This window comes from Dyadobacter sp. CY261, from assembly GCF_021440085.1.
In the GTDB taxonomy this organism is placed as follows: Bacteria; Bacteroidota; Bacteroidia; order Cytophagales; family Spirosomataceae; genus Dyadobacter.
In genome coordinates this window covers 1,210,564-1,235,993 of the sequence record NZ_JAKCPW010000001.1, presented here as the reverse complement: position 1 = coordinate 1,235,993, position 25,430 = coordinate 1,210,564, and the positions used below count along the sequence as shown (strand labels likewise).

Here is a 25,430-nt window from a genome sequence, read left to right as displayed (position 1 = left end):
TTGTCTTGTCGTAGGACAAGATTTTATGATAGTTCCGGCAATTGCAACAGAACCAGCATTTAAAAGGTATTGCTCAGTAAATACCTCATCTCCTTAGCATATGATCCGAAATTACCTCAAAGTTGCTGTTCGTAATGTTCATTCGGGCGGCTGGTATTCTGCATTGAACATCGGAGGGCTGGCTGCCGTACTGGCCGTTAGCCTGCTTTTGTTCCGGTGGATTCAGGACGAACTGAGTTTTGATCGCTTCCACGCCGACGCCCGGAGGATCTACCAGGTTAATACTCATTTCGGCAAAGGTGAAGACGAGTATACATCTACCTCGACCCCGGGGCCTGTCGCCGTGACTGCGCTGAGGGAAGTGCCTGAAGTGGAAAGTGCAGTACGTATAGGCGACTATCCATCGGCAACTTTCCGGGTCGGCGCCAAAACCTTTACGGAAAAGGATAATCTGGCATATGCGGACCCAAATTTCATTGAAATCTTCAACGGCTTCAAAGTAGTTCACGGCAACAAAAAGGCACTTTTTCCGCTCCCTAATGCCGTAGTATTATCCGAAAAACAGGCCCGCAAGTACTTCGGGACGGCTGATGCCATCGGGAAAACCATTATCCATGTTGAAAGCAATGCCACCTTCATGGTAACCGCAGTTTTGGAAGATGCTCCCGATAATTCCTCTTTCAGAAATGATATATATGTAAATCTGGCAATTTTGAAAACTCTTGATCGAGGAAAAGGGGGCCGCCCGGTTGACGAAAACTGGGATGATTACGGGTTTGGGACTTATGTGAAGCTGGCTAACGGGGCTGATCCCTCGGCGGTCGCGAAAAAGCTAACTTCCATACAAGCAAATATGCTCAAAGATGTCGCCAACCCGCCCGAGTTCCGCTTACAGCCCCTTTCCGAAATCCACCTTCATGCCGTCGAGGGCAGTGATTCGGCCGACAAGCAGGTAAGGATAATGGGAGTCGTTGCCCTGCTTTTGCTCAGCATTGGCTGCATTAATTATGTGAATCTGACCACCGCGCGGGCCACAAGGCGGTCGAAAGAAATTGGTATCCGCAAAGTCGTCGGCGCCGACTCCCGGCAGTTGGCCATACAACTGCTGGTGGAATCCATACTTACATTATGCCTCTCACTAATTTTGTCAATCTGGTTACTGCAAGGCATCCTGCCATTTTATGCGGGCATTACAGGCAAATCGGGCCGTTTTTCACTTTTCGATCCACAGGTATGGCAGATTCTGCTCGGTACACTCACATTCTGCTTTATTCTTGCAGGCATTTATCCTGCATTCCTGATTTCGCGATTCAATCCGACCCAGGCTTTAAAAGGGCGTTCCAGCCAGGTGAGCGGCGCCTCCCTGCGCGAATCGCTGGTGGTGGCTCAGTTCGGGCTGGCTACGATGCTCATTGTGGGCACCTTTGTTATCGGCAGTCAGATGCGATTTATCAAAGACCGTAATCCGGGTTTTGACCGGAAACACACATTCACATTCGATGGACGAACCTTTACGCCGCAAATCAAGCAAGCACTCATCGGCGAGTCGAGTATCGAGGGGGTCAGCACCTCTTCAGACACGCCTGTCAACGTCCTGACCGGCACCATATCCACAGATTGGGATGGAAAAACCAGGAACAGAACGTTGATTATGGCACAGCTCAATGTAGACCAGGATTTTATTCCCAACTTTAAACTCAGGCTGATCGCCGGTAGGAATTTCAGAGGTGCCAAAGCGGGTTCAACCTCCATTATTCTAAACGAAACCGCCCTTAAACAGACTGGTATCAGAGACCCGATCGGCAAGCGGTTCAAGCTTAACGGTACAGAAGGGACCATCATCGGGATTGTGAAGGACTTCAATATTACCTCTATTCGCGAGCCCATCATGCCTTTGGTCATGTACAGTCTCCCTCAACAGCATTACAGGGTTCATGTACGTACAACCGCGCAGCTTGCGCCGACGGCTGTAAACAAAGCCCGGCAGCTTTGGAAGCGATATATGCCTGCTTATCCGTTTGAATACGCTTTTCTGGATACTGACTACAATGCGCTCTATCGGAGTGAAGAACGAACTGGTCAGCTGTTTAACTTTTTTGCAGGAATTGCCCTGATTATATCATGCCTTGGATTGCTCGGATTGACGTCATTTACCACCGAGCAACGTACCAAAGAAATAGGGATCCGAAAAGTGCTCGGTGCCACTGTTTTGAACATTACGACGCTGCTATCCAAGGATTTCCTAAAACTGGTCGCCATTGCCATCGCGATTGCGTCGCCGGTTTCCTGGTTTACCATGGATCAATGGTTAAAGGATTTTGCCTACAAAGTGGAAATTCAGTGGTGGACATTCTTGCTGGCAGGTCTGGTGCTGATGGTCACAGCATTACTCACCATTTGCTTTCAAAGTGTTAAAGCAGCCATGCTCGACCCGGTTCGATCGATTAAAGCGGAGTAGAATGACATAGCTCCTCATACATGTTTTATCAATAGTTCGGCCCCTTATTTAGCGCCGGAGCACCGCTGCACAATCCTGGAAAAACATGCCGTCCAGAGCCGTAAATTCTTCCGCAAACCCAGTTGTAATAGTTTGTCACTACAAATACACTAAAATAATCTACTTTTAGAAATACTTTGCGCCCTGTCATCCAGCTAACCAGATAGTATCTCTCAATGAGACGCCTTTTAAGAATTATAGCTGTCATTATTTCCGTCGCGTTGGGAAGTTGCAAAAAGGAAGACGATAAAATTCCAAAGGCGCCGGGCGTGTATGTCACCGGCGATCAGTTAATGGATCAAAAGAAGTCGCCATGTACCGGAAAAATGGTGTGCCCACAACTTTGATAAAGGGAGCTACGAGCGCGAGAGCGACGGCAATCGTGGTCGTAGCGAGTGACTGATGGAAAAAACAAATCTTCCGCTTCGTCCATATCTGTCGTAGGCAACGATGTGTATATATCCGGTAGCGAGTTCGCCGGATCGACTAGCCGTGCAAGGTTGTGGAAGAATGGCACCCCACTTCCGCTCGATAAGGTAGCGGCGATTCCTACGGAGTGGAACTGGCCGTTTCCGGCGGGGATATATACCTGGCTGGATTTGAAACCATTTCCGAAACGTTTGCGGCCAGATATTGGAAAAATAGTGAAGCGAAAGCCCTCCGGACGGAAAGGACATTTCTCAGGCCCGCGCAATCGCTGTTTCGGGTTCGGATGTTTACTGCTCAGGCTATGACAACGAGGGGGCCAAAGATATCGCTACCTATTGGAAGAACGGAGTGCCTACATATCTCACCGACGAAACCTACGACGCGTTTATTGTGGCTATCGCAGTGACAGGAAACGACACTTATACGGTCGGTTAGGAATATCAGGGACCCAATTTCATTCCTATCCTTTGGAAGAATCAGGAAAGGATTGTTTTCCCAGATAAATCAATGCTTACCGACGTGTTTTTAACAAATCGATAGTTACTGGAATTGTCTTTGACAATAAAAGATGACATCCATACAACCTTTTTGCCGAAGAGGCGCCTCTTTCTTAAAATATAAGAATTGAACATGATAAAATGGTACTTGCTGCTGGTCGGTGTTGTAATTGCTGTTGACGCAGTTTGCCAGGAAAACACCCAGATTATTTTTACCGAGGAATATGATTCCCTCCCGCCTGTCAGGTTTATTGATCGGTATGAAAATATTTTCATGAACAAAATACCGACCAAGAACATTTTCAAATTTGGGATATCGCAGTATCAGCAGTCGACACCATTCGCGCTCTACAATGACAAAGGATTTAAGAACTCAGCTGCTCAGCTAAGTTACGAGCACAAGTTTGCGCCACAATTCTCTATTGGTATTTTTGGCCAGGTGCCGCTGGTTGGCAATGCAATTCCACTAAGTTGGATTTTTGAGAACATAGCTGTGGGCGGCCAACTACGGTGGTATTACGATATGAAGGGAAGAATCGCATCCGGGAGAAGTGCGAATAACTTCACAGGTAACTATGCAGCAATCGAGTACACCACTATATTGCCGACCAACAACCGACAATGGCTGGCACTTAGAACCGGTTTTCAGAGGCGTTTCCTCAATAACGGATTTCTAGATCTTTCGCTCGGCCTGCGAAAAAATGACCCGTTTCAACAAAAGAATCTTTTCACGAACTGGAACCTGTTCACTGAAATTAACCTGGGTGTTGCGCTGGGTGACTGGAAGCGCACGGCCAAACCTTTACTCTGTGATCTAATACGCTGCGACCAGCAAGTAAATCAGCATTTTAAAATACAAATCCCTGATCTCAAATTTGGGAAATTGCAAAAGGCATTTGGCACAAGCTTCGCTTATGAGGTCCTTCTCGGCAGGACGCCAATATCATTCAATTTTCAATATGATTTGAATCTTCAAAACGCTTTTAACTATCTACATGGGCGCTTCAAGACTGATTGGCATAACGGATGGTATGCATATGAAACAAAGTCCAAGGAGCAGGCCCATACTATCAGTATTCAACCGAGGTTTTATATGAACGAAAGGAGAAAATTGAGACTTGGTAGCGTCGGAAGCACCTTATCTGGCATTTACGGCGGTATCAACTCAGAATACGCCGTTTATAGGGGAACTCATACAAGGCCAAGCCGGTGGGACGACCTTCTCAAAATCAATTTGCGCGAGTTCTCATTTAAAATTAAATCCGAGAATTTCCGAGCAGGGCCGCTTCTGGGCATTCAGCAACGTCTGTTCAAGAACGGATATGTTGATTTAAACGCCTCCTGCAACTATGAGAAACAGCCAGAACGTTGGATCTTGAGATTGCGTGCAAACCTGACAGTTGGCTTCGCATTCAGCACATAACTCACCTAGTAACCCAAATTAAATGAAAAAATGTATTACCCTGCTCTTTATACAATCCCTCCTTTTGGCTTGTGTATCGGAGGTAAATTTGTCGCCTGCAAAGGGCGAAATAAAAGTTGTCATCGAAGGCGTGCTTACCGATGAAGATTATGATAGAGATTTTCAAGAGAAATACCGCCGGGAAGATCAGGGCAATTACGTCCGATTAACGTACAGCGACCCGGTGAACAGCTTTGTTCCTTACGAGATTTCGCCGGATGGAAACAACTATACCAGGGACAGGACAAAAGCGATTCGGAATGCCCTAGTGATAATTCGTGATGACCTTGGCAAGGTTGATACCCTTAAACCTGACTCCGCACAACGAGAGCCTTTTTATGGTTATTACACTTCCAGGGATTTGGTCGGCAAAGCAGGCAGAACCTATCAACTTTTTGTAAAAATTAAGGAGAAAGAATATACTGCCACCGCTTTCATGCCCCCAGTTCCAAAACTTGACTCTGTATCAACAATTTATATCAACAGAGGAATAAACAAATTCTCCGGCGATCTGCCGTTGTTCTATTTTCAGAATAATTTATCTGTAAAAGAATATTTCCTTCCCAAGGTGACAGTCGTCCCCCAATATACTGATATTCAAATACCACCATTCTTTCATTTTTCTGAAAGCCCGGATCGTATCTGGAATTATGAAGTTCTAAGCGATGACCATTTGCCCTCCTACATTGATGGGTACATGCTAAAATTGGGAACAACCTCATCCAGTTATTTCACTTATGCACTGTCAAAGAATGTCATTTACGATGCCTGTCTTTATTCACTTACAAAAGAAGCGTACGACTATTACAGCGTTCTGATCAGTGCTTTCCAAAACGATGGCGGGGCCTATTCCCCCTCACCAGCTTCTCCTCCAACCAACATCAAGGGAGGTGCCCTGGGATTTTTCAATGCATCTTCCGCCTCTATCAAGCGCTTTACTGTCAGATAGAACTACTACATAAGCCATCATCTCCAATTCATGATTCAATTTTCCAGGCTTACGCTCTTTTTGCTTTTTGTCCTATTCGGGCAGACTGTCCACGCTCAGACTTTCACGCTGTCGGGTCTGATAAAGGATAGCCTGTCTCTCGAAACGCTCCCCAACGCATCTGCGCACCTGCAGGAGACGGGATTCACTGCGCAATCCAATTCATCCGGCCATTTTTCGATGCGAGTGCCCAAGGGAACCTACTATTTAACATTATCATATGTCGGATACAATTCCAGGTCTTTAAAGGTTGTAGTAAAAGGCAATACCGAACTGCCGATATTGCTCCAACCTTCTTCAACAAACCTGGAAGAAGTGAGTGTTGTCGGCCAGTCGCCTTCACAGGACATCGTATCGGGCCGCCATCGGGTGAGTATGGAGCAAATCCTGAAACAACCTTCTTTTGCGGGAGAGCCCGACGTTCTGAAATCTGTCCAGTTTTTGCCAGGTGTAAAGTCGCCCAGTGAGGCTACAACCAATATTGCCGTCAGAGGCGGCTCCTATGACCAAACATTGATTCTTCTGGATGGCGCCCCAGTATATAACACGGCCCATGCACTCGGCTTTTTTTCAACTTTCAATGCCGATGCGGTCAAAGATGTGGAATTATACAAAGGTCTGATGCCGGCAAGATATGGCAACAGGCTTTCCTCTGTGGTCGATATCCGGATGCGTGACGGCGACAAAAACAAATTCAAGGCAAAACTGGGCATAGGGCTCATTGCCAGCAGACTAACGCTAGAAGGACCCATCAAAAAAGGCGTCAGCTCGTTTATCGTTTCCGGCCGGTACAGCTATGCCGGAAAAGTAATCAATGGACTGGGGAGGCTAAATGAGATTCTCCCGTTCAAAGTAAAAGATTTCCGAACAGACAATGTTGTGAAATTTTATGATCTGAATGCGAGAATCAACTTTGGGGACAAGTCTGGCAGGAACAGGTTCTCACTGTCTGCCTACAGTGGGCAAGACAGATTCAACTATTTCATCCTCAGCGGGGCGACGCTGATGGACTGGGGCAACAAGACCGCCTCCTTTCAGTGGAACCGCCTGCTTTCTAATCGCTTGTTTATGACCAGTAATGTGTCATATAGCTCCTATGGTTATCATTACCAGATTCTGGACGATGGCCGCCGGTTCGACTGGAATGCCAATCAAAGAGAATTGAACTTCAAATCGGAATTCGATTATTCTGTTTCCAAATTTTTATCACTCAATTTCGGGTTGCAGGTAACGAAAAATAACAATCAGCCTGGCCGGATTGACGCATTGGATTCTCTGGCGGTTGTTAACCCTTTCAAATTACCTAAGAAACATTCTCTGATCAATTCCGTTTTTCTGGAAGGGCAGCTCAGCCTGGGAAGGTTTGTCAAAGTATCGGCAGGTGTACGGCAAAGTTTGTTTACGCTGCTCGGCCCTTCCACACAATATTATCCAAACGCGAACGGTACTGAAATAGCGGATTCGCTCTACTACCCAAGGGGAAAGAACGTGAAGTCCTACGCGGGTTTTGAACCCCGGCTTGGCATCACCTGGCTACTTTCCCAAAATCAGTCTTTGAAGGCCAGCTTCAATCAAACCGTGCAATTTTCTCACCTGCTGACCAACTCTTCTGTCGGATTGCCGACAGATATTTGGGTTCCATCCAACACTTTCATCAAGCCACAACGGGCCCGGCAGGTATCCATCGGGTATTTTTCCTCGACGGTCGACAGGCGATACAGTTTTTCGGTCGAAGGATATTTCAAGAGAATGAACAGGGTCATTGACTTTGTCGACAATGCAGACCTTTTTGTGAACAAGACCGTCGAAACCCAGATCAGGGTAGGTAACGGTACTGCGTATGGGATAGAGACTATGGTTTCAAAACTAACCGGGAGTTTTCGCTACCAGTTTGCCTATACATTATCTAAAACAACTAGAAAAATTGCGGGTATCAATCACGATATGCCTTATCCCGGCAGGGATGATCGCCGTCACGCGCTTTCGGTGACCAGTCTGTACGCATTTCCAAAACGGCGGCTGGAATTTTCAACCAATTTTGTGTTGAACAGCGGGGCGCCTATTACGATGCCCTCCAATACATTTTACTATCAGGGTGCCTTGTTCTACGACTATCCCGGACGCAACAGATTCAAACTACCAGCCTACCACCGGCTCGATGTTTCGTTGATCGTTCACAGAAAGCCCAAAAAACATACTGAAGCGTCATGGATATTTAGTGTCCACAACCTGTACGATCGGAAAAACGTGTTCACAGCCGTTAGCAAAACCGTCGACTATGCCACGTTCCAGTATTATAAAATCAGCGGCTTGACGCCATTTGGCATAGTTCCATCTGTCACCTACAATCTTGTCATCAAGTAGATAGGCAAAAAAAGCGGTCGGACGATGGGCGCAAAGATCATATTCTTGCCAATTCCCCGATAATCACGGACGCCAGAGGCTGTCTCGCATCGGAGCCGATTCCAGAAGGAATTTCAGGAGCAACCCAGACGATGGTTAGAACACCTGTTTATTGAAATGGGGAAAAGAACTATGCGCTGGAAAGCGAGCATTATGTAATTCCCGAGTGGCCAGTGGAGCTGCTGAAAAAGTTGGAAGAAGCGACCGCAAAACGTTAAGTTTGTAATGTCCCGATTCGAAAATTAGTTGATATGACCAAAATAAATCGAGCTCTTTACGCCTGCTCTTTCATTCTTATAATTTTTGTAGTTTCCAAGGTTTCGAAAAGCAATTCAGCAGAAGTGGATTATACCGCAACAAAACCTGACAGGTTTGGAGGCACCGGCGGAGACATTCCGGCAATCGTGAAGCTAAATGAAATGGTCGAAGAGAATTTTCTAAATCGTGATTACTATGAGGTAAGTGCTTTCGAAACACGCTCCTGGTTTCGGTTTTATGCAAACTACAACAAAAGGCACCGGGCGCTACTTATTGGCACGGCAGATGGTTGGTCATCATTTTTCTACGCTACACCGCAGGAATTAGACTCGATTGCCGATCACAAAATTCCAGTCTATAAGTTTCGCGAATTCCTCCGCCCATTTCCAACACAATTTCTGGGCGATATCCCTACGAGATCAAGGGATTCCTTTTCAATATTTTAAGTGCGGCTGAAAAGTGCTCCAGAGGGCGCGTGTGCGGGGGTTCAAAAGTGACCAGCGCAGATGCGACGCGCCTTGCTTCGTTGGCATAAAAAAGCGGATCAATCCGCACTACTCCTGTGGCCCAATCCTGCGTTCACTCGGCCGCTGCCATCTGTCTATTCTTGTAATTTCCATCGTCTTGCTATTTAGAAAATATGGTTGAATAACTACTAAGAGCCTGTCCCTAGTTTTGTTGCGAAGATAAAACTGGTCTGGATTATGTAGCAACCCGCAGCGACGGGGAGTCTCGACTAATTGAATTTGGTGTCACGAATCCCTTGTTCAAAGAAAAGAGTACCCTCAAACCTGGCTCCGTTTCGTCACCCAAGCGGGGTCTCAGATCTACCCGATTTTATCAGGGAAACTCTTTCGTCTGTCGTCTGTTTAAAGTGGACAAGCCAATTGTATTTTTTCTCGCCAATATAAAAATCACCCTGGGTGATTGCCAGGATTGCCTTAATAACAGATGGCTTGCACTCGAACACTACATGCTTTCCCGTAGAGTAATCCCCTCGAACAAAAATTGCCCAATAATTGCACTCCGGATCCAATCTATCAATTTCTTGGCTGATTGCTTTCCAATCCGTAGTTCGAATTAAAATGGGGGACTTCAATGTTTCAGGCCAATTGGAGAATCGGTGACTTGGGCCATTTACAGCTACGAATCGATCTTCCAAGCGTCTTAGTATCTCGGTCCAATCCGTGAAATGTCGGTTTAAGCCTGCGGGCCCCACCTGTCTTGCTAAAAGATCTATTTTTTCTTCCCAGTACATACCTATATTATTAAGATTTTTTGCCAAGATGCGAGCGAAGGCTTGCCAGCTGCATCCATTAGGATTACTTCATAAAGTCCTGGTGTGATTTCGTGGGGAATAAGGTACCGTCCGTAGTACATATACAAGGACTCATCACCATAACATTCGTCTGCGCGGGCGTCCGGTTGAATGCTAAATTCTCGACCCTGACTGCGTAAAACAAGTTTGAATGTGAACTTCTTTGGATCAAATGATATGTTTCTATTTTGAACAATAAGCGGAAACGGATTGACATTTACATACCCCCCTCGCGCGACTTTTACCTCCTCTGGTGGAAGATCAACAAAATTTTGAGATGGGCATCTCCAGTCTTCTTTCCATATATAGTGTATACTTCTGGCCGAGGCGTCACTTGAAACATGATAGATTGAATGTGACATTCCCTTTCCATCCTCAAAGGAACTTACCTTATAAGCTCCTGCGGGAATACTTTCGGGGATTTCTATTTGTAAATTATGATGGTTAACACGTCTTGCGGTGATGGATATAGGACGGTTAAGACCTGGACGTGAAAATTCCAAATTGTATTTGGAATCCAGGAGAAAAAAACCACCACCCACGTTCACGGTTTCCCGGTATTTTAAGAATTTAAAACTTTTGTAATTTAGATCAATTTTAGCGCTAGGAGGAGCCCTGAGTACTTCAATAGGGTCGGGATATAGGTAAGTTTTCTGCCCGTAGGAAAATCCGATTTTGACATTTTGGGACCCCAAAAAAGGAGAGATCCCCTCAAAGCCAACGGTGCCATACGCTTCGTCATAGTAACCATTAATTGTGATATTCTTGGCCACTTCCCGTATAATAGGAATCAGCCGGCTGGTATCAGAAGGTGAGTCAGGTATAGATCCAAGACCGGATTCCAAACGAAATTTAATGTATCCGTCGTCAACAGGCCCACTGTCCTGGGCGAGAGCGTTAAAATAAATGTATTTTTCCTGGGTAGTAGCTTTTAGAGGTCCCAAATGTCTGACAAAGACTTTAAAGTATTTAAAACGAACTTTTGTACCATCCGATTGATAGAGAGGAACCTCCCTAGGCTGCTTTCCTTCGAAATTATAGCTAAGGAATACTTTGGAGCTATCAGTGTCAATCAGAGAAGGGCCCGTTCCAACGCCCTGAGGAAGCGACAGGATCAGATCTATGCTATCCCTTAAATAGTTTGTCGGCAGTTCCACCTGTATGAATCCCAATAGGGTATCGACTCGAACATTGGCGTCTTTTGCGCTGGCCCTTGTTATAAAGTTGATTTTGGCTGCCTCGGGCTCAATTTTCTCCTTTTTTTTACAAGAATAGAGCGCTAAAATTAGCAGTGCAGAACAAGGCCAAAACAATCTTTTGGATAAAAACCTATTCAAAGAAAAACCCGCGGAAACAACTAGCACAACACAAGCCGTCTTAACAGAGGTGCAAACCATAAAAAATTTTCAAAGTGAGCGCTATACATAATTATTTCACACAATCTATTTAATGATTTTCAGAGCAAACCCCAAAGTAAGTGCATATCCTTAAACTTAGTTTACTTCCCCACTGAATACCACGGCAAGTAAAGACAAGACGCTTGTCAGATAGCCATCCACATGCGAGGATCGAAACTCTCCCGCGCGGTAACCAAATTTTCTTTGCACGTTACTCACTAGTATCATGCTGCCTGGCGACAAGTTATTTACGTATGTCTTTGGATTCTACTTCGGTTGCAGTATGATAACCCCTCAGCGAAAATTTAGGGGTTTTTCTCTTTCGATTCAAGTAACTTCAATTCCTTTACCAGCATACGTATTGATGCCGCTGATTGCGCGTTCAAGTTGTTTGAAATGCAGGGTACCGAGCATCAGCGTGTTAATGATCAACATCTTCCATTTTCCTGAAATAAGATCCATTGCCGCTTGAAACGGACATTCCTCATTTGTATTTCTTCTTTTTGTTTGATCATAGCAAGTTGTATACCAATACTACTATACTTTTCATCCCTAAGGAACATAGGGATAACTACTTGCAAAAGTAACCTTGGCAGAGCAACTTCGCATCCCCAAAATATCCTATTCATGCAACTGACAGAAATAAGAAACCGCATCTCAAGCGAATACGAAAATGTACGCGACGTTGAAGCTAATGGAGACTACTTCTTCATGTAGCTAAATGAAGAAAAGTTTCCTTTTGCGACAATCGGCAGTGTTGTCAATCCGTCTGAAAGCACGTATTCACAGATCAAGGGATTTTTGGACTACGCCTACGGGAAAGCTAAAACGAATTATGAGAAAGCTAATGCTTAACAGAATAGCTGTCGGTTAAATATCCACGTCCAGGCAAGCCTTTTCCAGTTTTTGAGCCGGTGGCCATTAGGATTTAACCACCCTTTTGCTGTGTAATGACCGAAAAATTTGACTGCTTCGATGATTGTGGATCCTTGCTGTAAAAAATAAACCCTGACGTATGTCTCGTCAGGGGGACACTGGCCTCCATAACCAGCCGAGCACAGTTCGCGCTTCATTTGACCGCAGTGGTTTTAAATTTTTCGAACATTTTGTCGATGTCTGCCCGGTCGTAATAAATCACGCCGCCGATACGCATAAAGGTGAGTTGACGACTCGCACGCATGGCATGCAGCTTGCCGGGCGATACATTAAGTAGCTTTCGTACCTCCCGAGATTTGAGCCATTGCTTGTATTGCTGAGTGCCTCCACCTGCAAGCAGCCTTCTCATTTCAGATAGCATTTGCTCCTTAAATTTCTCCAGGTCCGCCAAAGTGACCAATTGATGCGTGAACAACGCTGAACTCTCCTCTGATTGCCTGCTCTTCTTTTCCATTGCTGCTTGTTTTACGTTACCAATCAAAAACATCGATAGTAGCTTGCAGTCGATGATTTGTGATCGGAAAATAATAGTCAGCATTTGATTATTGCTTCCTCTTTTTCCCAGTGGAACAAAAAGAATAAAGAGCCGTTCGATGCGGCTGCATCGAACGGCTCTTGGGGTTTTAGTAATCCGCGAATACATGACCTTCGTACGCACTGTAACCTTCTAAAAATAAATCTTTCGCGAAGGCTTCATAATCGAAGTACCTTTCAAGAGCCTGTGGCACACCTGATAGCAGACCGGTCTCTTCGACGTATCGGTAGGCGTATTCAAGCTCTGGGTCTTTCATCGATCCGCCAAAGTATCCCCGATAGTTTTCCCGGAAACTTTCGATTTGGTCTTCCAATTCGTTTCCGTTGGATGGCCAGTAATTGATCTGCTTGCAGTAAATCTCGAATGCTTCGGCAGTCTCATCGTCCATTTCACCTGTGGCCACAAAGTAGGAGAACGCCTGTTTATGAAGGCTGCATTCGGAAATCAAAAAATCCGGGATATTTTCCCAGTCCTGGAACATGAGCTCCGGATCCAGTTCGTTCCGATGAAATTCAAAGCAGTCTTGCAGGAACTCTTTCAGGTCTGTATAGTCCGTCAGGTCAAACCATTTACCAAATAGTGAACCACTGTTGTACTGACCATAGGTTCCTACGTAAATTCTTGGAGCATTTTCGAGATTTCTCATGATTGAAAGGCATTTAAGTTGCTTTGGCCCCAGCTTTGTGCTCAGGGCAATCGCTGCCTATCGATTGAAGAAAAGATGACGGGGCTCGTCCCCGTGGCTGCAAGCCCATCCTGCGGTTTAAGGCGCGGCTGGCAGTTGTGCGGCCAGCTAAAAAGCCGGATGACGAAGTGCAGGCTTGCAACCGTCATTTTTTACTTTGTAACTTTCGTTTGCACTGATCGCATTGTTAACTTCGGCTCCCAATCAAGTATCATCCTCTTCGCGGTTTATGAAATGTCCTTTACTGTTAGTTGCATTTTCCCTATTGGCTGGATTAGCTCATGCTCAGACATCAAAGGTTGATTCGCTGGTCATCGGGAAATTGAGAGAGCTGCATGTCCCAGGCCTTGCCGCCGCAAAGGTTGAAAATGGCCAGATTTCCTGGACGCGCTATTACGGCTATCAAGACATTGAGCAGAAAATACCGGTGACAGATTCAACGGTTTTTCATATAGCCTCTATTTCCAAGACAGTAACGGCTGCGGCGATCATGCAACTCGAAGCAAAGGGATATTTCAGGCTGGATGATGACGTTAACAGGTTCCTTCCATTTCGCGTTGTCAATCCATCGTTTCCAGCTGCTCCGATCACGTTCAGGCAACTGTTAAGGCACCGCTCCTCGATATCAGATAACATGGACTATCTGCTCCCATTTTGGGAGAATGAATATCAGGGAGCCGAGATCCCATTGGGAACATTCCTTGCAGACTATCTATCTGCTGGTGGTAAACATTATCATACAATTAAGAATTTTAACAATGCCGAACCTGGTAGCAACTTCGGGTATTCCAATATCGGCTTTGCATTGCTAGGTTATCTTGTCGAAAGGGTTGCAAAAATGCCATTCGATCAATACTGCGAAGCAAACCTGTTCGGCCCGCTCAAAATGCACACTACCAGTTGGTTTTTAGAGCCTCTCCAATCAGATCGGCTGGCAGTGCCTTATTCATATTCCGACTCTCTCAGAAGACTTGAAAAACTGCCCCAGGGCAAGTTCCCAGACTATCCCGCAGGTCAACTCCGCTGCACGATAAATGATCTGGCGAAGTTTCTCGCCTGTTGGTCAAACGACGGAGCGTATGATGGTAAGCGTGTTCTTGATGCGAGCTCAGTAGAGCGCCTGACACCAAAGGATATGAGTCTGGGCTTCCACACCTGGTTTATGTATCTGCTCAACACGGAGACACCCACATATAGCCATAACGGGCATGGCCCCGGTATTTCCACCTACATGCTTTACGACCCGTTTTCAAAAAAGGGACTGATTATTTTAATGAACGGGGAGCTTTCCGATTACTTCGAATGGAGAAAATTGATTGATCTACTTTGGAAGTCCTGAATAGAACCAGCTCATAGCCTTACTTAAAACCAACCGAGATGATCAGCAGAAAAGCGCTCCTGGTAATTGACATGCAAAGGGGCTCTTTTACAGAAGCCACGCCTCGTCACAACACGGAAGGGGTTGTACAAATCATCAATTCACTCGCTACGACGTTTCGCGCGAAATCATGGCCTGTATTATTCATCCAGCATGATGGCAGCACAATGAACGAATTCGTGCCATTTACTACGGAATGGGAATTGCTGGACGATCTGAAAACTGATACTGGCGATATTCGCATTGACAAATATGCCAATGATGTATTCTATCGCTCGGAACTCGGGCAGAAGCTGGACATGCTCGCCATTAACGAATTGGTTATTACGGGCTGCGCCACAGATTTTTGTGTTGAATCCACGATTCAGTCAGCGGTTTCCAAGGATTATAACATCACAGTCATCGAAGACGGTCACACTACCGGTAACAGACCGAATTTACAAGCAAGCCAGGTGATTGACCACTACAATTGGGTATGGAAGAACATGATCCCAACAAAGGGAAAAATCGAAGTATTATCCCATCATTTATTTCTTCAACAGGTTCTCGATAAATGATATTCCGTTTTCTTTATCGCAAATCTGCTGTGATTGGAATGATGTCGGCGAATTCAGACCAGTCCCTCGGGCAGTCGCTTTCTGGCATCTACCACTAAATTACCTGTTTTGTCCAAGCCGTAAAGACACCTCCATCGCCTCATCAATAATTTGTGTTGGGAATTTATTCAGTTCAAGAATCCTGATCGCATTTGTTGTGTTGAGCACGCCTGGTTTGATTTTATAGTCAAATACGATTTCTTCTTCCTGGATGACTTCGGTGAAGTGATAAAGCTCATAATGTTCGGATAGCAGACCGGTCAACTCCCTGTCGTGTGTCGAGACAAAGACCAGATTGCCGTTGTCTGCCAAATAGCTCAGCACGGATTTGCTCATCGCGATCCGCTCGATTGAATTGGTGCCTTTAAATACTTCATCCAATGAGAAAAGTGTTCTTTTTTTGCCCTGACTTTCCTCAATCAACTGCTTCAAGGTAAGGACCTCTTCCATGTAATAGCTTTTATCCTCCAATAGATCGTCCGAAATTCGGATCGACGACAGCACTTGCATCCAAGGCATCGCAAATTCGCTTGCAAAGCAGGTATTGAGCGTCTGCCCCAGGATCGCACTAATGCCAACTGTCCTGATAAAAGTCGTTTTCCCCGACATATTCGAGCCGGTCAGCAATGCAGATTTATCTTTCAGCACAATGTCATTAGAAACCCCATTGAACAACAATGGGTGATAAATACCTTTAACGGACAGAGTCTTGTTATCTTCCTCAGGCGTTATGCTGCAATAGTAAGGTATGCTTTCCCGAAGGGCAATCACCGACAATGCCGCATCCGTTTCGCCAATGAATTTGAAAACCGTTGCGATGTCTTCTCTTTTGCTATCCAGCTTTTTCAAGGTCGCAAACAATACGACCGACTCTAACAGCAGCATTGCTTTGATCAATTCCAGAAAATAGTCGACGAGTTGACCAATTTCACTTTGCAGTTTTGCTTCAATTCTAAAAATGGACATTTGCGGAATTAGTCTTCGCAATGAATCGACCGAAGCCGTTATATTCGTTAAATGCTGGGATTCGTTATTCGCCAGGATTTTCCGCGCGACCTGATTCATCAAAACCAGCTGCGGTATCGAACTGCTGTATTGATAAATATTTGTCTTGTTCCAGTAATGAATACCCATGTTAATTGGAAACACTAAGATCAAAACAACCCACAGTTGCGGAAAAAAGAAGGATAGCAAAATCAATAGCACGCTTATACCTGAAAGCGCCTGGATAAGCCATAGCCACGCGGGCGCTTCAATGTGCTTGCCCTGAAAAAGCGAACAGACGTGGTAGGCACCCGGCTCGCTAAGTTTGGAAAGTTCGGTCGAGACAAACGCCCGCATGTCAGGGTTTTGCAGGAATACATTAACCCTGTCTTCCATTTGCCCTGAGCGTTTCCCATTTGGCGGGATGCACCGCAGCAAATAGTATAGATATTGTTGACCAATCCGGGATTGCGTGCGATCAATGAACCTGAATACATCTTCGAGATCCAGATCCTTAAAAGTCCGATTTGAAATCACCTGAAATGCATCTTGCAAATCGGCCTTCGCAAAGAACTTCTCAATGTGGCCGAGGTGGAAGTACCCGGCTTTAACGTTACCCGTGTCAGATTTCAAATTAATGCTTGCGTTGCGTCATCATTAGCGCTTCGGCCATCAAAGAATCGAAGCAAGTCCAATTTAAACACTCCGGTGGGACTGGTAGATAAAATTATGTCAAACGGCAGAATGTGAATTACATGGCATTCGCGGTTCGACGACTGATTATCAAGTGCGTCGCCTCAAGCAGACATTCGAACAATTCATATTGAAATACCTGAGCAGATTCTCCGGTTGCTTCACAGATGCTCATCTTGCTTAGGCCGTATTCTACCCATTCGTCCAGAATTTCGCTCCATTCTTCCAGGCTGTGAGCATTAAAAAAACGTTGGATCGCAAGAATTGGTCGCTCTGCCTCCGAAAGGGTCAATCTCCTGATTGTCCCGCCGTATTTAGCCGTTAACTCTTTGATCTCCCTCATATATTGACGATCGTTTGCTATCTGCGCTTCGCTGAAAGGCTGAAAATTGCTACACGAAAGATCCTCGCCAAGCGTCTGCGCAACATCAAGCATGAGCCTACTGGCAAGGATTATTTTCGTCAACTGTTTTTGCAGCGCAACAACCGTAGATGGCTCGCCACGAAATGAAAATGGTTTCTCACAGGTCACGGCCCTAAGCCATTGCCATAAATCTACCCGGAAGTACTCCAGATCGCCAGGCTGAAAGAACAACGAAATCTCTTGATATGCCTCGCTAACTTTATCCTTGCCGGTTTGCGAGGGGGCGCTAGAATTGATTGCTAAATTTTCCATGATCCAGTTTTTTTCGAGCAAGGAGCCACACATGCATGAGGTGCCGAACCATGGCACGTTGTATCCTACTCGTCACCGATTGTATAATACTTCTTGCTTTTGAGTTGACCTTAGCCGCGATATTTACTTTATTTGTAACTATGAGCACAGCAACAAAACCCAATCATATTGGCTATAAGATCGGCCGCATTCGTGAACTCCGCGGTTTGAAGCAGGAGTTTGTTGCCCACGAGCTGAACGTCAGCCAACAGACTATTTCAAAGATTGAGCAAAGCGAAACCGTTGACGAGCAAATACTTGAACAGATCGCTAACATCCTTGGAGTATCGGCAGAAGGTATCAAAAACTTCAGTGAAGAGGCGGTGTTCAATATTATTTCCAATACTTTCAACAACGAGTCGGTCGCCTACGTCGAAAACTACAAGTGTACTTTCAATCCCTTGGACAAACTCATTGAGGCTTATGAAGAAAATAGAAAGCTTTATGAGCGCCTACTTCAAAGTGAACGAGAGAAAGTAGAATTTCTAAAAAATAAGTAATAGCAAAAAGCCGCAATTGTGCGGCTTTTTCGTTTTGGGCGAAATTCTTGTAACAAGCCGAATACTACGCTGCTTGTACGCGAGGCTTTCTACCACGAGGTTTCCCGGTATATTCAGACTTAGGTGCTTCTGCTTCAATGACCAGCTCAAATCCTTTCGTAGTTTGATCAAAGTCAAAAGTGGAGATTTTGAAAATCAGCTTTTCACTTTCGAAATTGACGTAACCTTTTTTCAGAATGATTGCAAGTGGAATTACGTGGCCCCTGCCGCTTTTTTCAAAGGAAAATGTTTCATCAGAACTGGAAGCCGGAACCAGGTACACAGATTTAATTTTTCGCTTTCCTTCTTGCGTGCCGATTTTGAAATAAGTAGACTCGGGATCAATTCCAAGATCCTGTAGCGCAGTTGCCGGAAAAACAAGTTTGCCAGAATTAGAAATGTAACCGGTTGGAAGCGGTGCTGATTTGGGGGCCGCCTTGGTTTTTGAAACGTTTTCCTCTGGGGAAAAGAATTTAATTGCTTTAAGCTTCATGGGTGTAACGGGATATTTTGGGCTAAAATAGTGTATTGTACGTAGAAACCTGCATTTATATGCCAATACCTCGCTTTTTCTGCGTTTTGAACTCCGGTTTCAACTGCTTTTCTTGGCCCATTTCTAAGTTTTGTGCGAGCCGCTTCTCGATAGCGGAAAGCGAATAACTGCGTCCCAAATCCGAGCCCTTGATCTTGATTTTTTTCCGAATGTCAAAAAAAGAAATGCCACGTCCGGTGTAAGTTTTGTAACCTCTACTTGCCAAATGCTTTCTTAATTCATCGATCGATGATATGCTATTCAGCGACTGGTCAATAGCGGATTTAAGTTTCAAATGGGTTTGGTCAACCAGTGGGATTTGAATGTCTCGCGCGTTGTTAATCCGCATATCGGGTGCCTGGGTTAATCCATGCTCCTTTTCCATTCTCCGACAGAACTGGCCTGTCCGGGCGTAGTTCTTGAAATGATCCGCCGTGTTTTTCCCGTTGTGATTGATCCGATTTGCGACAATATGGAAGTGTAAGTTTGCGGTATCCTCATGCTTGAAAACAAGCATCTGATTCTGCTCAAAGCCAAACTCTTTGGCAAATTCGGTGGAAATTTGTGCTATTGTATCATCCGATGGCTTTTCACCCGGCGCAAAGCTGAAAGACTGATGCCAGATGAATTTGCCGAGTTTGATATTCTTCATGTGGTTGTCGGTGAATTGCTTGGCTACGTAATTCATGTCCAGTCGCCCGTCACTTCGTGTTTTGATGGCAAGGTTTTGAATGTAAATCAGTTCTCCTCTGACCGTATCCGCACTGAGCTCGATTTTCATTTTAGCGGATATCTCCTTTCCGTAGTAGCAGTAGTCCAATATTCCTTTGGCATAACTGCCCAAGCCAGCTTTCCCAATCATCGCTCTACCCGTTTATGCATCATCCGTAACGCTTTGTCAATTTCATGATGAACCGATCCGGGATCAGAATCGTGGACTTTCCAGACAGGCGCAAGCTCTTCTACGGGCGCGGCATAATAATCTTCATACCTATGAAGCAAATCACCTGCGAGCCGGTATATCGATTTAGCTCTTTCTAATGCTAACTGCTTTCCCTCACTTTGAATTTTGATGTGATCTAAATATGCTGTTAGTTCGTCTGCCCATCGGCAAATCTGGGAAAGCGATTTTTGAATACTACGGATCTCGAAGCTTTCAAACACCCAAAGGGCAATAAGATCAGCGAGCAGTCTGACTCGCTGGCCGCTTTGTTCCCACTGCGCCGAAAGCATCTGGTGACCTTTGGTCTTTAAGGCCGCCAGCGACAAGACACCTGCTAGTCGTTCCAGTATCCGGATCGTATCAGCAGTCGCCTTCGGAAGGGTTTTTTTCGCTGGTCGTTTGAATGGTATATCCAGCGCCAGTGTCAGAAAAAACTGGCTGGCTGATAGCCCGCTCTTTTCAATCAGCTCGTTAATCTGTCTTTTCTGATCAGCGCTTACCCAGACTGAGAAGTGGTCTCTTTTGGCAGTGCCCTTTTCCTTAGGCGGTCTGCCTTTCTGTTTCTGATTTTCCATGTGTCTTTTTTGATTAGCTATGAGCCGATAGGCGAATAGCAGGGGTCCAGGGGTTTTCCCATGGCCAGCTCCCGCCGGGGAGTCGCATTTTGCGACGTACCGGCGATAGCTGGCTAGGAAGGAAAACCACCGCAATGCATACGAAAGTTTACAGATGGCTGCGTTTGGCAACAAAAGTTCATAAAAGTCCACTTGGCCGTTTTTGGCCTTATTTTCTGCCTAAAGGCACAAGTACGCGCTTGTTTTTGTGGTCATAGATATAGTCCTCTCCAACCATCATATTTCCTTTGGAGGGGGCAGGACGGAGCACCAAATAGTTAACTCCGGCCCTTTCAATTACCTGACCACCCTGCATGAGTAGCACATAGTCCGAAACATTTTCATAGGTATCGATAATGCTTCTTCGCTTCTGAAAACGCTCTTCCGTATACGCATACCAAAAAATCAGTATCGAGATTATGGTTGCGGCAATGGCTGCCGGAGCCGTAACACCCAGAGCATAAAACAAAGCTTCACGGGTCGAGCCAAAATGAACTGCCCTCTGACTTGTTTTGATCTTGGTCTGCGCCAGGCTGATGGCCTGCGTGCAGCTTTTAATTTCGGAGGTGAGCCCTGCAAAATTCTCATGGATTTCTTCAAGAACCATCGAAGTCCAGTCGTCCATCAGGTGCCCGTACTTTTGTCCGTACTTCCCATTTAACCGGTTGAGAAGCTCTCTTAGCGGATCATTCATATCCGAAATGGTCTCTAAGTTCCTTTGTCAAGCGTATCCTTGCACCTGGCCGGTACTGGTCTAAGCTATACCCGTTTCTGATGCCGTCCAATATCTGAATACCCAAAAGGCTGTTGGCGTCGAAATCCCCGAACTGCCGGTGTTTGATGCCGGTTACCAAGCACTTTTCTGCGAGCTCGTTAGACAAGGCTGGATACTGTTTAAAGGTGTAGATGTTTTCCCAGGCAACAATTTCAAATTGCCCATTCAGAACTTCGAACATCTTCCGAAGGTATTCCGCGCAGGCAAGATATGCTCCGCCTGCTGCCATGACGATGTGGAAAGTGACCTCAAAGCCCAACTCATCACACCAGGCTTTAAAGTCCAGATCGCGTGATATTAATGCGGGAAACTGCTCGCTTTCCGGCGCGCCAAAGTCCATGTAGATTTGCTCAAAAGGACAATCTACCAGACTTTCCAGGTATCCCACGAATAAGTCCCTGACCAGCACATCCCTCTTATCAATCAGCGACACGCTTTCGAGCCTGTCCTGCCCTAAAAATAAAAGTTGTCTGCTCGATGTTTTGGTGGAACTGTCCACATCGACAAACAAGGAAGAACTCTCTGTTTCGGACATTGCCCTCAGGTAAGTATGCAGACTTTTACCCACGCCACCCTTGGCCTGGAGTATAAAATGAAATTTCCGTTTCATGGTTTTTTCTTTTTAGTGAATTTGGACTCAACTATTATATTTTCTATTAAGCTGATTTTTTCCGGATCGGTCCAAGTCCCGTTCAGCCCGGTGGCAGATGCAGTTTCAGGCTTCTGGTCCTTTGCCCGGTTAACCGGCGCGGGACCAGAAGGATGCGTTAGCTTTTTGAGTGGCCTTTTTTTGAAATGGTAACGGCAGAACTTAATGTCTGTACTTTTTATCAGGCCCTCGCGCTTCAAATCCCAGCTGATCTTTTCTGCGATGTAAGCAGCCGTCAGATCCGAATGGATCAAATCTTGGTAAAGCCGGTAAAGCAAGCGTCTTCTTTTTTTATCCCGCCTGTCAAATAAATCGACTAATGTTTCTTTATCCATGGGCTCACCCTGTTTGAGGCGTTGTCAAATCCTGATCATCACCCGCGTCTGTTTGTGTCCGCTGCTCTCCGTCCATGTTCTTCACGTCCTGGGATATCAGCTCCGATTTCCATCTATGCATATTGGCCCTGATGTACTTGATATCTCGGGCTGAGACCAATGCTTTGCCCAGATCTTGATTGATCAGCTCAACCAGGAAGCCCATTGAATAGTGCTGCGCAAAAAGGCGCTGATAATGCATGTAAAGAAAGCTTCTTCTTTTGACGTCCTTCCGCTCATAGAGCATCAGAAGCAGCTCTGTTGTTAATGATACAGGCTCCATGGTTATGCAGTTTTTGTTTCTATTACGCAGCGATTTTCCAATATCCGATGGCTGATATAAAGCCTCCCGGTTAGAGCGCATCTGTGACATGGCGGTGTCGGACCGAGTTTGACCAGCAGATGCCACGGGCAGAAAATCCAGTTTACGAAACACTGACTAGGGCTTCCTCCCGTCAATTCGGCGCGGATTGCTTTCAGGCCCGAGAGCATCAGGCGTGAAAAGGTGGATTGCAGATTCATCATTTGCGAACTGTTTTGGTTGAACATATCGCAAATCTCACCTCAGATTTCGGCAATTACGTTCCTGCTATTCCGGCAGGAATAAAAAGAATTTTTACCGAAATTTTAGAGACGATCCAGCCTCAAAGATCCCGCAATAAGAGCCGGCATTCGGTCACGTATTTGTGGCGGGGCCGGTTGGGTGAGCAGTTGAATGTGTCGAGTTGTTCGGTTTGAAAGGCCTTAACGAAAGATTCCCGTGAGATATCGTATGAGAGCCAGCTATTAAAGAGGCCTGCCACCTGCGGAGCGGGCAGCTGCCTGTCAATGTGGCCTTGCTTATTTAGGGTGTAGTAGAGCGCAGCAAGTTGAAGCCTGCCGCCTGTGCCGCTGTTGCGGAATTGGTAGATTTCCGGTTTCTCCGACCCTGTAATCCATTGCTCTCTGAGAAGAATATCAACAAGCCGCCCGAATTTGCCCTGCTTCTCGGCTTGGTCTTTCCCTTTCAAGATTTGATAAAAATGTTCAAAAGCAGGTTTTCTGGATATTTTCTTCTCCTTGGCCTGCTTCGCTTCGTGCAAAAACTGGCTGAATCGGGCGCTCAAATCTCTTTGCCAATCTTTAACGTCAATTGTCATATCGGTTTCCTCATTCAAGGTAGGCAACCATTGATGGATGTCTTTGATTGTTTGTTGCTTTGCCTCGGACGAGCTGTAATCTGGTCTGGACAGAAGGTTTCGAAATATTTGAGGGTTGTTTTTCAGAACAAACGCGATCCTGGTCCGAAGCGCATTAATGTGCACACGCTTAGGAGCGGGGATCCACCAGTAGGTCACTGGCTTTTCCAAATACTGGGCGAATTCGTCCAGAAAACCAGATGTGTCATCGTCAATCGAAAATGACAATCTGTTGTGGTAAAGAATCAGCATCCTGTTCAGACAGGTTAGTTCGTTCTGATAGAAGCTGCCAGCGAACTCTTCTGATAGATACTTGAATAATGGATATTGTGAATTGGAATGCAGGTTCATCTCTTTCTCTCCGTTTTCGTTACACAAATTTTACCTACGACACGTAAGATAACAAAGTGAAGTGAAATTAGGGATAAACTCTTCGACAATTCGGGATTATCTTCTCTGAACGCTTAATTGAGTATTCGTTGATGTGATACACATCAACTTGGCCTGCGATGCATTGATCCGTAACCGTACAAAACCACGACAGGAACGTAAACTGCAAGCGCTAAGACTTCTCGTAGCTCCACAATAAATCTTGTTCATCAAATCATTAACCATAATGGAGTGGCTGGAGCCATTAAATACCGTGGAATAACGCTTTTGCAGTCAGGGAGTGGCGAGACAGGATTATAACGCATTAGCGCTCTCAAATTAAAACAATTGATTTATATCGCTTTTTGCGGTTCCAGCGGTTCAGCTATTTAAATCCTCAGCGAGAATTAGTATCCTTGTGTTGCGTAACCAATGCCAAGCCGCCTCAATCGCCATGGATCTGAAAGAACTCGTCAATTCTATTCAAAAAATTGTCTTAAAAGTTTCCTTCGTCTTCTTCTGGATCATTATTATCTGGAATATTGGAGTCGTCCTACTGTCGGACAAAATTGGTTCTGAAAAGTTGGAGGCCCTAGGTGGTATTTTGTTGGCCTTCGGGGTAGGGTTTTTGATTCTTCAGTTTGTTCGGTACAGCATCCGCAACAAATAGTCTTGTTTACATTCTATATAACCCCCCAAATGGATAGCACTGATTTCCGATCACAAAACGGCCGGTTCAGCCTGACACTACCGAAAGACTGGTTTGAATATGACGATAGCGAGGAAGACGATGACTCGATGACCTACTCATTTTTCAATAGCTCGACTGAGGATTGGAGTGGAAACCTCAGGATCACCCCTTACCGGTGGGCCATATCGAGAGACCCAACTGTCAACAACGCGGCTAGGCACGTCCAGAGTGTACTAAAAGACTCTCCTGATGCAGTAAAAATCAAATTACGCCAACTTCTTGAATTGGCCTTCTACACAGAGGAGGACCCAGAATGTGAGGAGGCGAATGCTTTCTATTATTGGATCGGAGGTGTTCGAGACGACCTTTTCGTTTGCTCTTTTGTCATAGACAAAAAGCAGAAACGTACGGTTCTAAATTCTGAACAGCTAGATTCGTACAAAGTATCCTCAGGAGCCTTATCATCCACTAACCAAGGAGTGGTAAGAAGAACCCCAATTTTTTTCAACTGATACAAATGACAAACCTAAACAGCCTCTGATGGACTTTAAAGATTTACACTTTGCGGTAGGTCGAATAACCACGTTTGCATTCTATGGTGGATTCGCGCTCATAGCTATTGTACAAACTGTTTTGATCCTCATTGAAGAAGTCCCTATTTGGGACAAAGTAAAATTCCTTGGACTTACCTATCTAATTCTCGGAATCGGATACGGCAGTTTTCGCTTTCTTCGATATATCTTTTCTGAATAATTGTCCCTTCGCGATGAAGAAAAAAATTATAGGCGCCCTCGGGCCATCCTGCTGGGTTGTCGGTGCTAGCCTCATGCCCATGTATGGCCTTTTCGCCGGGATATTGGTAGCTAGCGTCCTTTGGGCGATTTGGCGGTTCACCTATTTGAGAATGTATCCGGAAGAGAAACCAGAGAAGTAACAGCTTACCGGAGCAATAAATAAGTATTTGAAACGATATCTTCCCCTATCACAATGAGACT

26 protein-coding genes are annotated in these 25,430 nt (G+C 45.4%); 12 read left to right on the top strand and 14 right to left on the bottom strand.

Features of this window, described 5'->3' with window-relative positions; translation table 11 throughout:
• Positions 1 to 100: 100 nt before the first annotated feature.
• The 6 genes from LZD49_RS04935 (at position 101) to LZD49_RS04910 (ending at position 8,980) form a co-directional block, all read left to right on the top strand.
• Positions 101 to 2,458, top strand: coding sequence for an ABC transporter permease (locus LZD49_RS04935; RefSeq protein WP_234666210.1), 2,358 nt, complete (start codon positions 101 to 103; stop codon positions 2,456 to 2,458).
• Positions 2,459 to 2,892: 434 nt separating this feature from the next.
• Positions 2,893 to 3,231, top strand: coding sequence for a hypothetical protein (locus LZD49_RS04930; RefSeq protein ID WP_234666209.1), 339 nt, complete (start codon positions 2,893 to 2,895; stop codon positions 3,229 to 3,231).
• A gap of 325 nt (positions 3,232 to 3,556) precedes the next feature.
• Positions 3,557 to 4,846: a hypothetical protein gene (locus LZD49_RS04925; RefSeq protein ID WP_234666208.1), complete on the top strand. Its 1,290-nt coding sequence runs from the start codon at positions 3,557 to 3,559 to the stop codon at positions 4,844 to 4,846.
• A 22-nt stretch (positions 4,847 to 4,868) separates the two neighbouring features.
• Positions 4,869 to 5,834 carry a DUF4249 family protein gene (locus LZD49_RS04920; protein WP_234666207.1) on the top strand — a complete coding sequence of 322 codons (966 nt, stop codon included), beginning with the start codon at positions 4,869 to 4,871 and terminating at the stop codon, positions 5,832 to 5,834.
• Positions 5,835 to 5,864: 30 nt separating this feature from the next.
• Positions 5,865 to 8,237, top strand: coding sequence for a TonB-dependent receptor (locus LZD49_RS04915; protein WP_234666206.1), 2,373 nt, complete (start codon positions 5,865 to 5,867; stop codon positions 8,235 to 8,237).
• Positions 8,238 to 8,527: 290 nt separating this feature from the next.
• The gene (locus LZD49_RS04910; protein ID WP_234666205.1) at positions 8,528 to 8,980 is read left to right on the top strand and encodes a hypothetical protein; all 453 of its coding nucleotides are present in this window, start codon (positions 8,528 to 8,530) and stop codon (positions 8,978 to 8,980) included.
• 814 nt (positions 8,981 to 9,794) lie between these two features.
• On the opposite strand, the gene LZD49_RS04905 is transcribed toward LZD49_RS04910, so the two are convergent.
• The 4 genes from LZD49_RS04905 to LZD49_RS04890 form a co-directional block, all read right to left on the bottom strand.
• Entirely contained in the window at positions 9,795 to 11,216 is a 1,422-nt protein-coding gene (locus tag LZD49_RS04905; protein WP_234666204.1) for a hypothetical protein, read from the bottom strand.
• A 360-nt stretch (positions 11,217 to 11,576) separates the two neighbouring features.
• Positions 11,577 to 11,711 carry a helix-turn-helix domain-containing protein gene (locus LZD49_RS04900; protein ID WP_234666203.1) on the bottom strand — a complete coding sequence of 45 codons (135 nt, stop codon included), beginning with the start codon at positions 11,709 to 11,711 and terminating at the stop codon, positions 11,577 to 11,579.
• A 607-nt stretch (positions 11,712 to 12,318) separates the two neighbouring features.
• Positions 12,319 to 12,639 (bottom strand): helix-turn-helix domain-containing protein, encoded by a 321-nt coding sequence (locus LZD49_RS04895; protein WP_234666202.1) that lies wholly within the window; start codon positions 12,637 to 12,639, stop codon positions 12,319 to 12,321.
• A 169-nt stretch (positions 12,640 to 12,808) separates the two neighbouring features.
• Positions 12,809 to 13,366 carry an antirestriction protein ArdA gene (locus LZD49_RS04890; protein WP_234666201.1) on the bottom strand — a complete coding sequence of 186 codons (558 nt, stop codon included), beginning with the start codon at positions 13,364 to 13,366 and terminating at the stop codon, positions 12,809 to 12,811.
• Positions 13,367 to 13,634: 268 nt separating this feature from the next.
• On the opposite strand from LZD49_RS04890, the gene LZD49_RS04885 reads away from it, so the two are divergent.
• Positions 13,635 to 14,744 carry a serine hydrolase gene (locus tag LZD49_RS04885; protein ID WP_234666200.1) on the top strand — a complete coding sequence of 370 codons (1,110 nt, stop codon included), beginning with the start codon at positions 13,635 to 13,637 and terminating at the stop codon, positions 14,742 to 14,744.
• A gap of 38 nt (positions 14,745 to 14,782) precedes the next feature.
• Positions 14,783 to 15,340 carry a cysteine hydrolase family protein gene (locus LZD49_RS04880; protein WP_234666199.1) on the top strand — a complete coding sequence of 186 codons (558 nt, stop codon included), beginning with the start codon at positions 14,783 to 14,785 and terminating at the stop codon, positions 15,338 to 15,340.
• 99 nt (positions 15,341 to 15,439) lie between these two features.
• On the opposite strand, the gene LZD49_RS04875 is transcribed toward LZD49_RS04880, so the two are convergent.
• Positions 15,440 to 16,996 (bottom strand): MutS-related protein, encoded by a 1,557-nt coding sequence (locus LZD49_RS04875; RefSeq protein WP_234666198.1) that lies wholly within the window; start codon positions 16,994 to 16,996, stop codon positions 15,440 to 15,442.
• A 118-nt stretch (positions 16,997 to 17,114) separates the two neighbouring features.
• Positions 17,115 to 17,732, bottom strand: a complete 618-nt coding sequence (locus LZD49_RS04870; RefSeq protein WP_234666197.1) for a hypothetical protein — start codon at positions 17,730 to 17,732, stop codon at positions 17,115 to 17,117.
• Between the two features lie 140 nt (positions 17,733 to 17,872).
• Here LZD49_RS04870 and LZD49_RS04865 point away from each other — a divergent pair, with 140 nt between their 5' ends.
• Positions 17,873 to 18,271, top strand: a complete 399-nt coding sequence (locus tag LZD49_RS04865) for a helix-turn-helix domain-containing protein (protein WP_234666196.1) — start codon at positions 17,873 to 17,875, stop codon at positions 18,269 to 18,271.
• A gap of 64 nt (positions 18,272 to 18,335) precedes the next feature.
• Here LZD49_RS04865 and LZD49_RS04860 read toward each other — a convergent pair whose 3' ends face one another.
• The 8 genes from LZD49_RS04860 to LZD49_RS04825 form a co-directional block, all read right to left on the bottom strand.
• Positions 18,336 to 18,803 carry a hypothetical protein gene (locus tag LZD49_RS04860; protein WP_234666195.1) on the bottom strand — a complete coding sequence of 156 codons (468 nt, stop codon included), beginning with the start codon at positions 18,801 to 18,803 and terminating at the stop codon, positions 18,336 to 18,338.
• A 55-nt stretch (positions 18,804 to 18,858) separates the two neighbouring features.
• The gene (locus LZD49_RS04855; protein WP_234666194.1) at positions 18,859 to 19,704 is read right to left on the bottom strand and encodes a relaxase/mobilization nuclease domain-containing protein; all 846 of its coding nucleotides are present in this window, start codon (positions 19,702 to 19,704) and stop codon (positions 18,859 to 18,861) included.
• Positions 19,701 to 20,360, bottom strand: coding sequence for a hypothetical protein (locus LZD49_RS04850; protein WP_234666193.1), 660 nt, complete (start codon positions 20,358 to 20,360; stop codon positions 19,701 to 19,703). Before LZD49_RS04850 ends, LZD49_RS04855 begins: the two co-directional genes overlap by 4 nt.
• A gap of 208 nt (positions 20,361 to 20,568) precedes the next feature.
• Positions 20,569 to 21,093 (bottom strand): hypothetical protein, encoded by a 525-nt coding sequence (locus LZD49_RS04845; protein WP_234666192.1) that lies wholly within the window; start codon positions 21,091 to 21,093, stop codon positions 20,569 to 20,571.
• Complete coding sequence (locus LZD49_RS04840; protein WP_234666191.1) at positions 21,086 to 21,784, bottom strand: hypothetical protein; 699 nt, start codon at positions 21,782 to 21,784, stop codon at positions 21,086 to 21,088. Before LZD49_RS04840 ends, LZD49_RS04845 begins: the two co-directional genes overlap by 8 nt.
• On the bottom strand, positions 21,781 to 22,158 hold the full coding sequence (locus LZD49_RS04835; protein ID WP_234666190.1) for a hypothetical protein: 378 nt from the start codon (positions 22,156 to 22,158) through the stop codon (positions 21,781 to 21,783). The genes LZD49_RS04840 and LZD49_RS04835 overlap by 4 nt, the downstream gene beginning before the upstream one ends.
• A gap of 4 nt (positions 22,159 to 22,162) precedes the next feature.
• Entirely contained in the window at positions 22,163 to 22,480 is a 318-nt protein-coding gene (locus tag LZD49_RS04830; RefSeq protein ID WP_234666189.1) for a hypothetical protein, read from the bottom strand.
• Positions 22,481 to 22,841: 361 nt separating this feature from the next.
• A complete protein-coding gene (locus tag LZD49_RS04825; protein ID WP_234666188.1) occupies positions 22,842 to 23,753 on the bottom strand; it encodes a hypothetical protein in 912 nt (303 codons plus the stop codon).
• Between the two features lie 445 nt (positions 23,754 to 24,198).
• Here LZD49_RS04825 and LZD49_RS04820 point away from each other — a divergent pair, with 445 nt between their 5' ends.
• From LZD49_RS04820 to LZD49_RS04815, 3 genes are all read left to right on the top strand, one after another.
• Positions 24,199 to 24,414, top strand: coding sequence for a hypothetical protein (locus LZD49_RS04820; RefSeq protein ID WP_234666187.1), 216 nt, complete (start codon positions 24,199 to 24,201; stop codon positions 24,412 to 24,414).
• Between the two features lie 29 nt (positions 24,415 to 24,443).
• Positions 24,444 to 24,947 (top strand): DUF3805 domain-containing protein, encoded by a 504-nt coding sequence (locus LZD49_RS35985; RefSeq protein WP_409021295.1) that lies wholly within the window; start codon positions 24,444 to 24,446, stop codon positions 24,945 to 24,947.
• 254 nt (positions 24,948 to 25,201) lie between these two features.
• A complete protein-coding gene (locus LZD49_RS04815; RefSeq protein ID WP_234666186.1) occupies positions 25,202 to 25,369 on the top strand; it encodes a hypothetical protein in 168 nt (55 codons plus the stop codon).
• The last annotated feature ends 61 nt before the right edge of the window (positions 25,370 to 25,430 follow it).

Bases quoted from the DNA above. Each gene is read 5' to 3' on its own strand.
- LZD49_RS04935 (WP_234666210.1), top strand. From the start codon at position 101: ATGATCCGAAATTACCTCAAAGTTGCTGTTCGTAATGTTCATTCGGGC.
- LZD49_RS04925 (WP_234666208.1), top strand. From the start codon at position 3,557: ATGATAAAATGGTACTTGCTGCTGGTCGGTGTTGTAATTGCTGTTGAC.
- LZD49_RS04920 (WP_234666207.1), top strand. From the start codon at position 4,869: ATGAAAAAATGTATTACCCTGCTCTTTATACAATCCCTCCTTTTGGCT.
- LZD49_RS04915 (WP_234666206.1), top strand. From the start codon at position 5,865: ATGATTCAATTTTCCAGGCTTACGCTCTTTTTGCTTTTTGTCCTATTC.
- LZD49_RS04910 (WP_234666205.1), top strand. From the start codon at position 8,528: ATGACCAAAATAAATCGAGCTCTTTACGCCTGCTCTTTCATTCTTATA.
- LZD49_RS04900 (WP_234666203.1), bottom strand. From the start codon at position 11,711: ATGGATCTTATTTCAGGAAAATGGAAGATGTTGATCATTAACACGCTG.
- LZD49_RS04895 (WP_234666202.1), bottom strand. From the start codon at position 12,639: ATGGAAAAGAAGAGCAGGCAATCAGAGGAGAGTTCAGCGTTGTTCACG.
- LZD49_RS04890 (WP_234666201.1), bottom strand. From the start codon at position 13,366: ATGAGAAATCTCGAAAATGCTCCAAGAATTTACGTAGGAACCTATGGT.
- LZD49_RS04885 (WP_234666200.1), top strand. From the start codon at position 13,635: ATGAAATGTCCTTTACTGTTAGTTGCATTTTCCCTATTGGCTGGATTA.
- LZD49_RS04880 (WP_234666199.1), top strand. From the start codon at position 14,783: ATGATCAGCAGAAAAGCGCTCCTGGTAATTGACATGCAAAGGGGCTCT.
- LZD49_RS04870 (WP_234666197.1), bottom strand. From the start codon at position 17,732: ATGGAAAATTTAGCAATCAATTCTAGCGCCCCCTCGCAAACCGGCAAG.
- LZD49_RS04865 (WP_234666196.1), top strand. From the start codon at position 17,873: ATGAGCACAGCAACAAAACCCAATCATATTGGCTATAAGATCGGCCGC.
- LZD49_RS04860 (WP_234666195.1), bottom strand. From the start codon at position 18,803: ATGAAGCTTAAAGCAATTAAATTCTTTTCCCCAGAGGAAAACGTTTCA.
- LZD49_RS04855 (WP_234666194.1), bottom strand. From the start codon at position 19,704: ATGATTGGGAAAGCTGGCTTGGGCAGTTATGCCAAAGGAATATTGGAC.
- LZD49_RS04850 (WP_234666193.1), bottom strand. From the start codon at position 20,360: ATGGAAAATCAGAAACAGAAAGGCAGACCGCCTAAGGAAAAGGGCACT.
- LZD49_RS04845 (WP_234666192.1), bottom strand. From the start codon at position 21,093: ATGAATGATCCGCTAAGAGAGCTTCTCAACCGGTTAAATGGGAAGTAC.
- LZD49_RS04840 (WP_234666191.1), bottom strand. From the start codon at position 21,784: ATGAAACGGAAATTTCATTTTATACTCCAGGCCAAGGGTGGCGTGGGT.
- LZD49_RS04835 (WP_234666190.1), bottom strand. From the start codon at position 22,158: ATGGATAAAGAAACATTAGTCGATTTATTTGACAGGCGGGATAAAAAA.
- LZD49_RS04830 (WP_234666189.1), bottom strand. From the start codon at position 22,480: ATGGAGCCTGTATCATTAACAACAGAGCTGCTTCTGATGCTCTATGAG.
- LZD49_RS04820 (WP_234666187.1), top strand. From the start codon at position 24,199: ATGGATCTGAAAGAACTCGTCAATTCTATTCAAAAAATTGTCTTAAAA.
- LZD49_RS35985 (WP_409021295.1), top strand. From the start codon at position 24,444: ATGGATAGCACTGATTTCCGATCACAAAACGGCCGGTTCAGCCTGACA.
- LZD49_RS04815 (WP_234666186.1), top strand. From the start codon at position 25,202: ATGAAGAAAAAAATTATAGGCGCCCTCGGGCCATCCTGCTGGGTTGTC.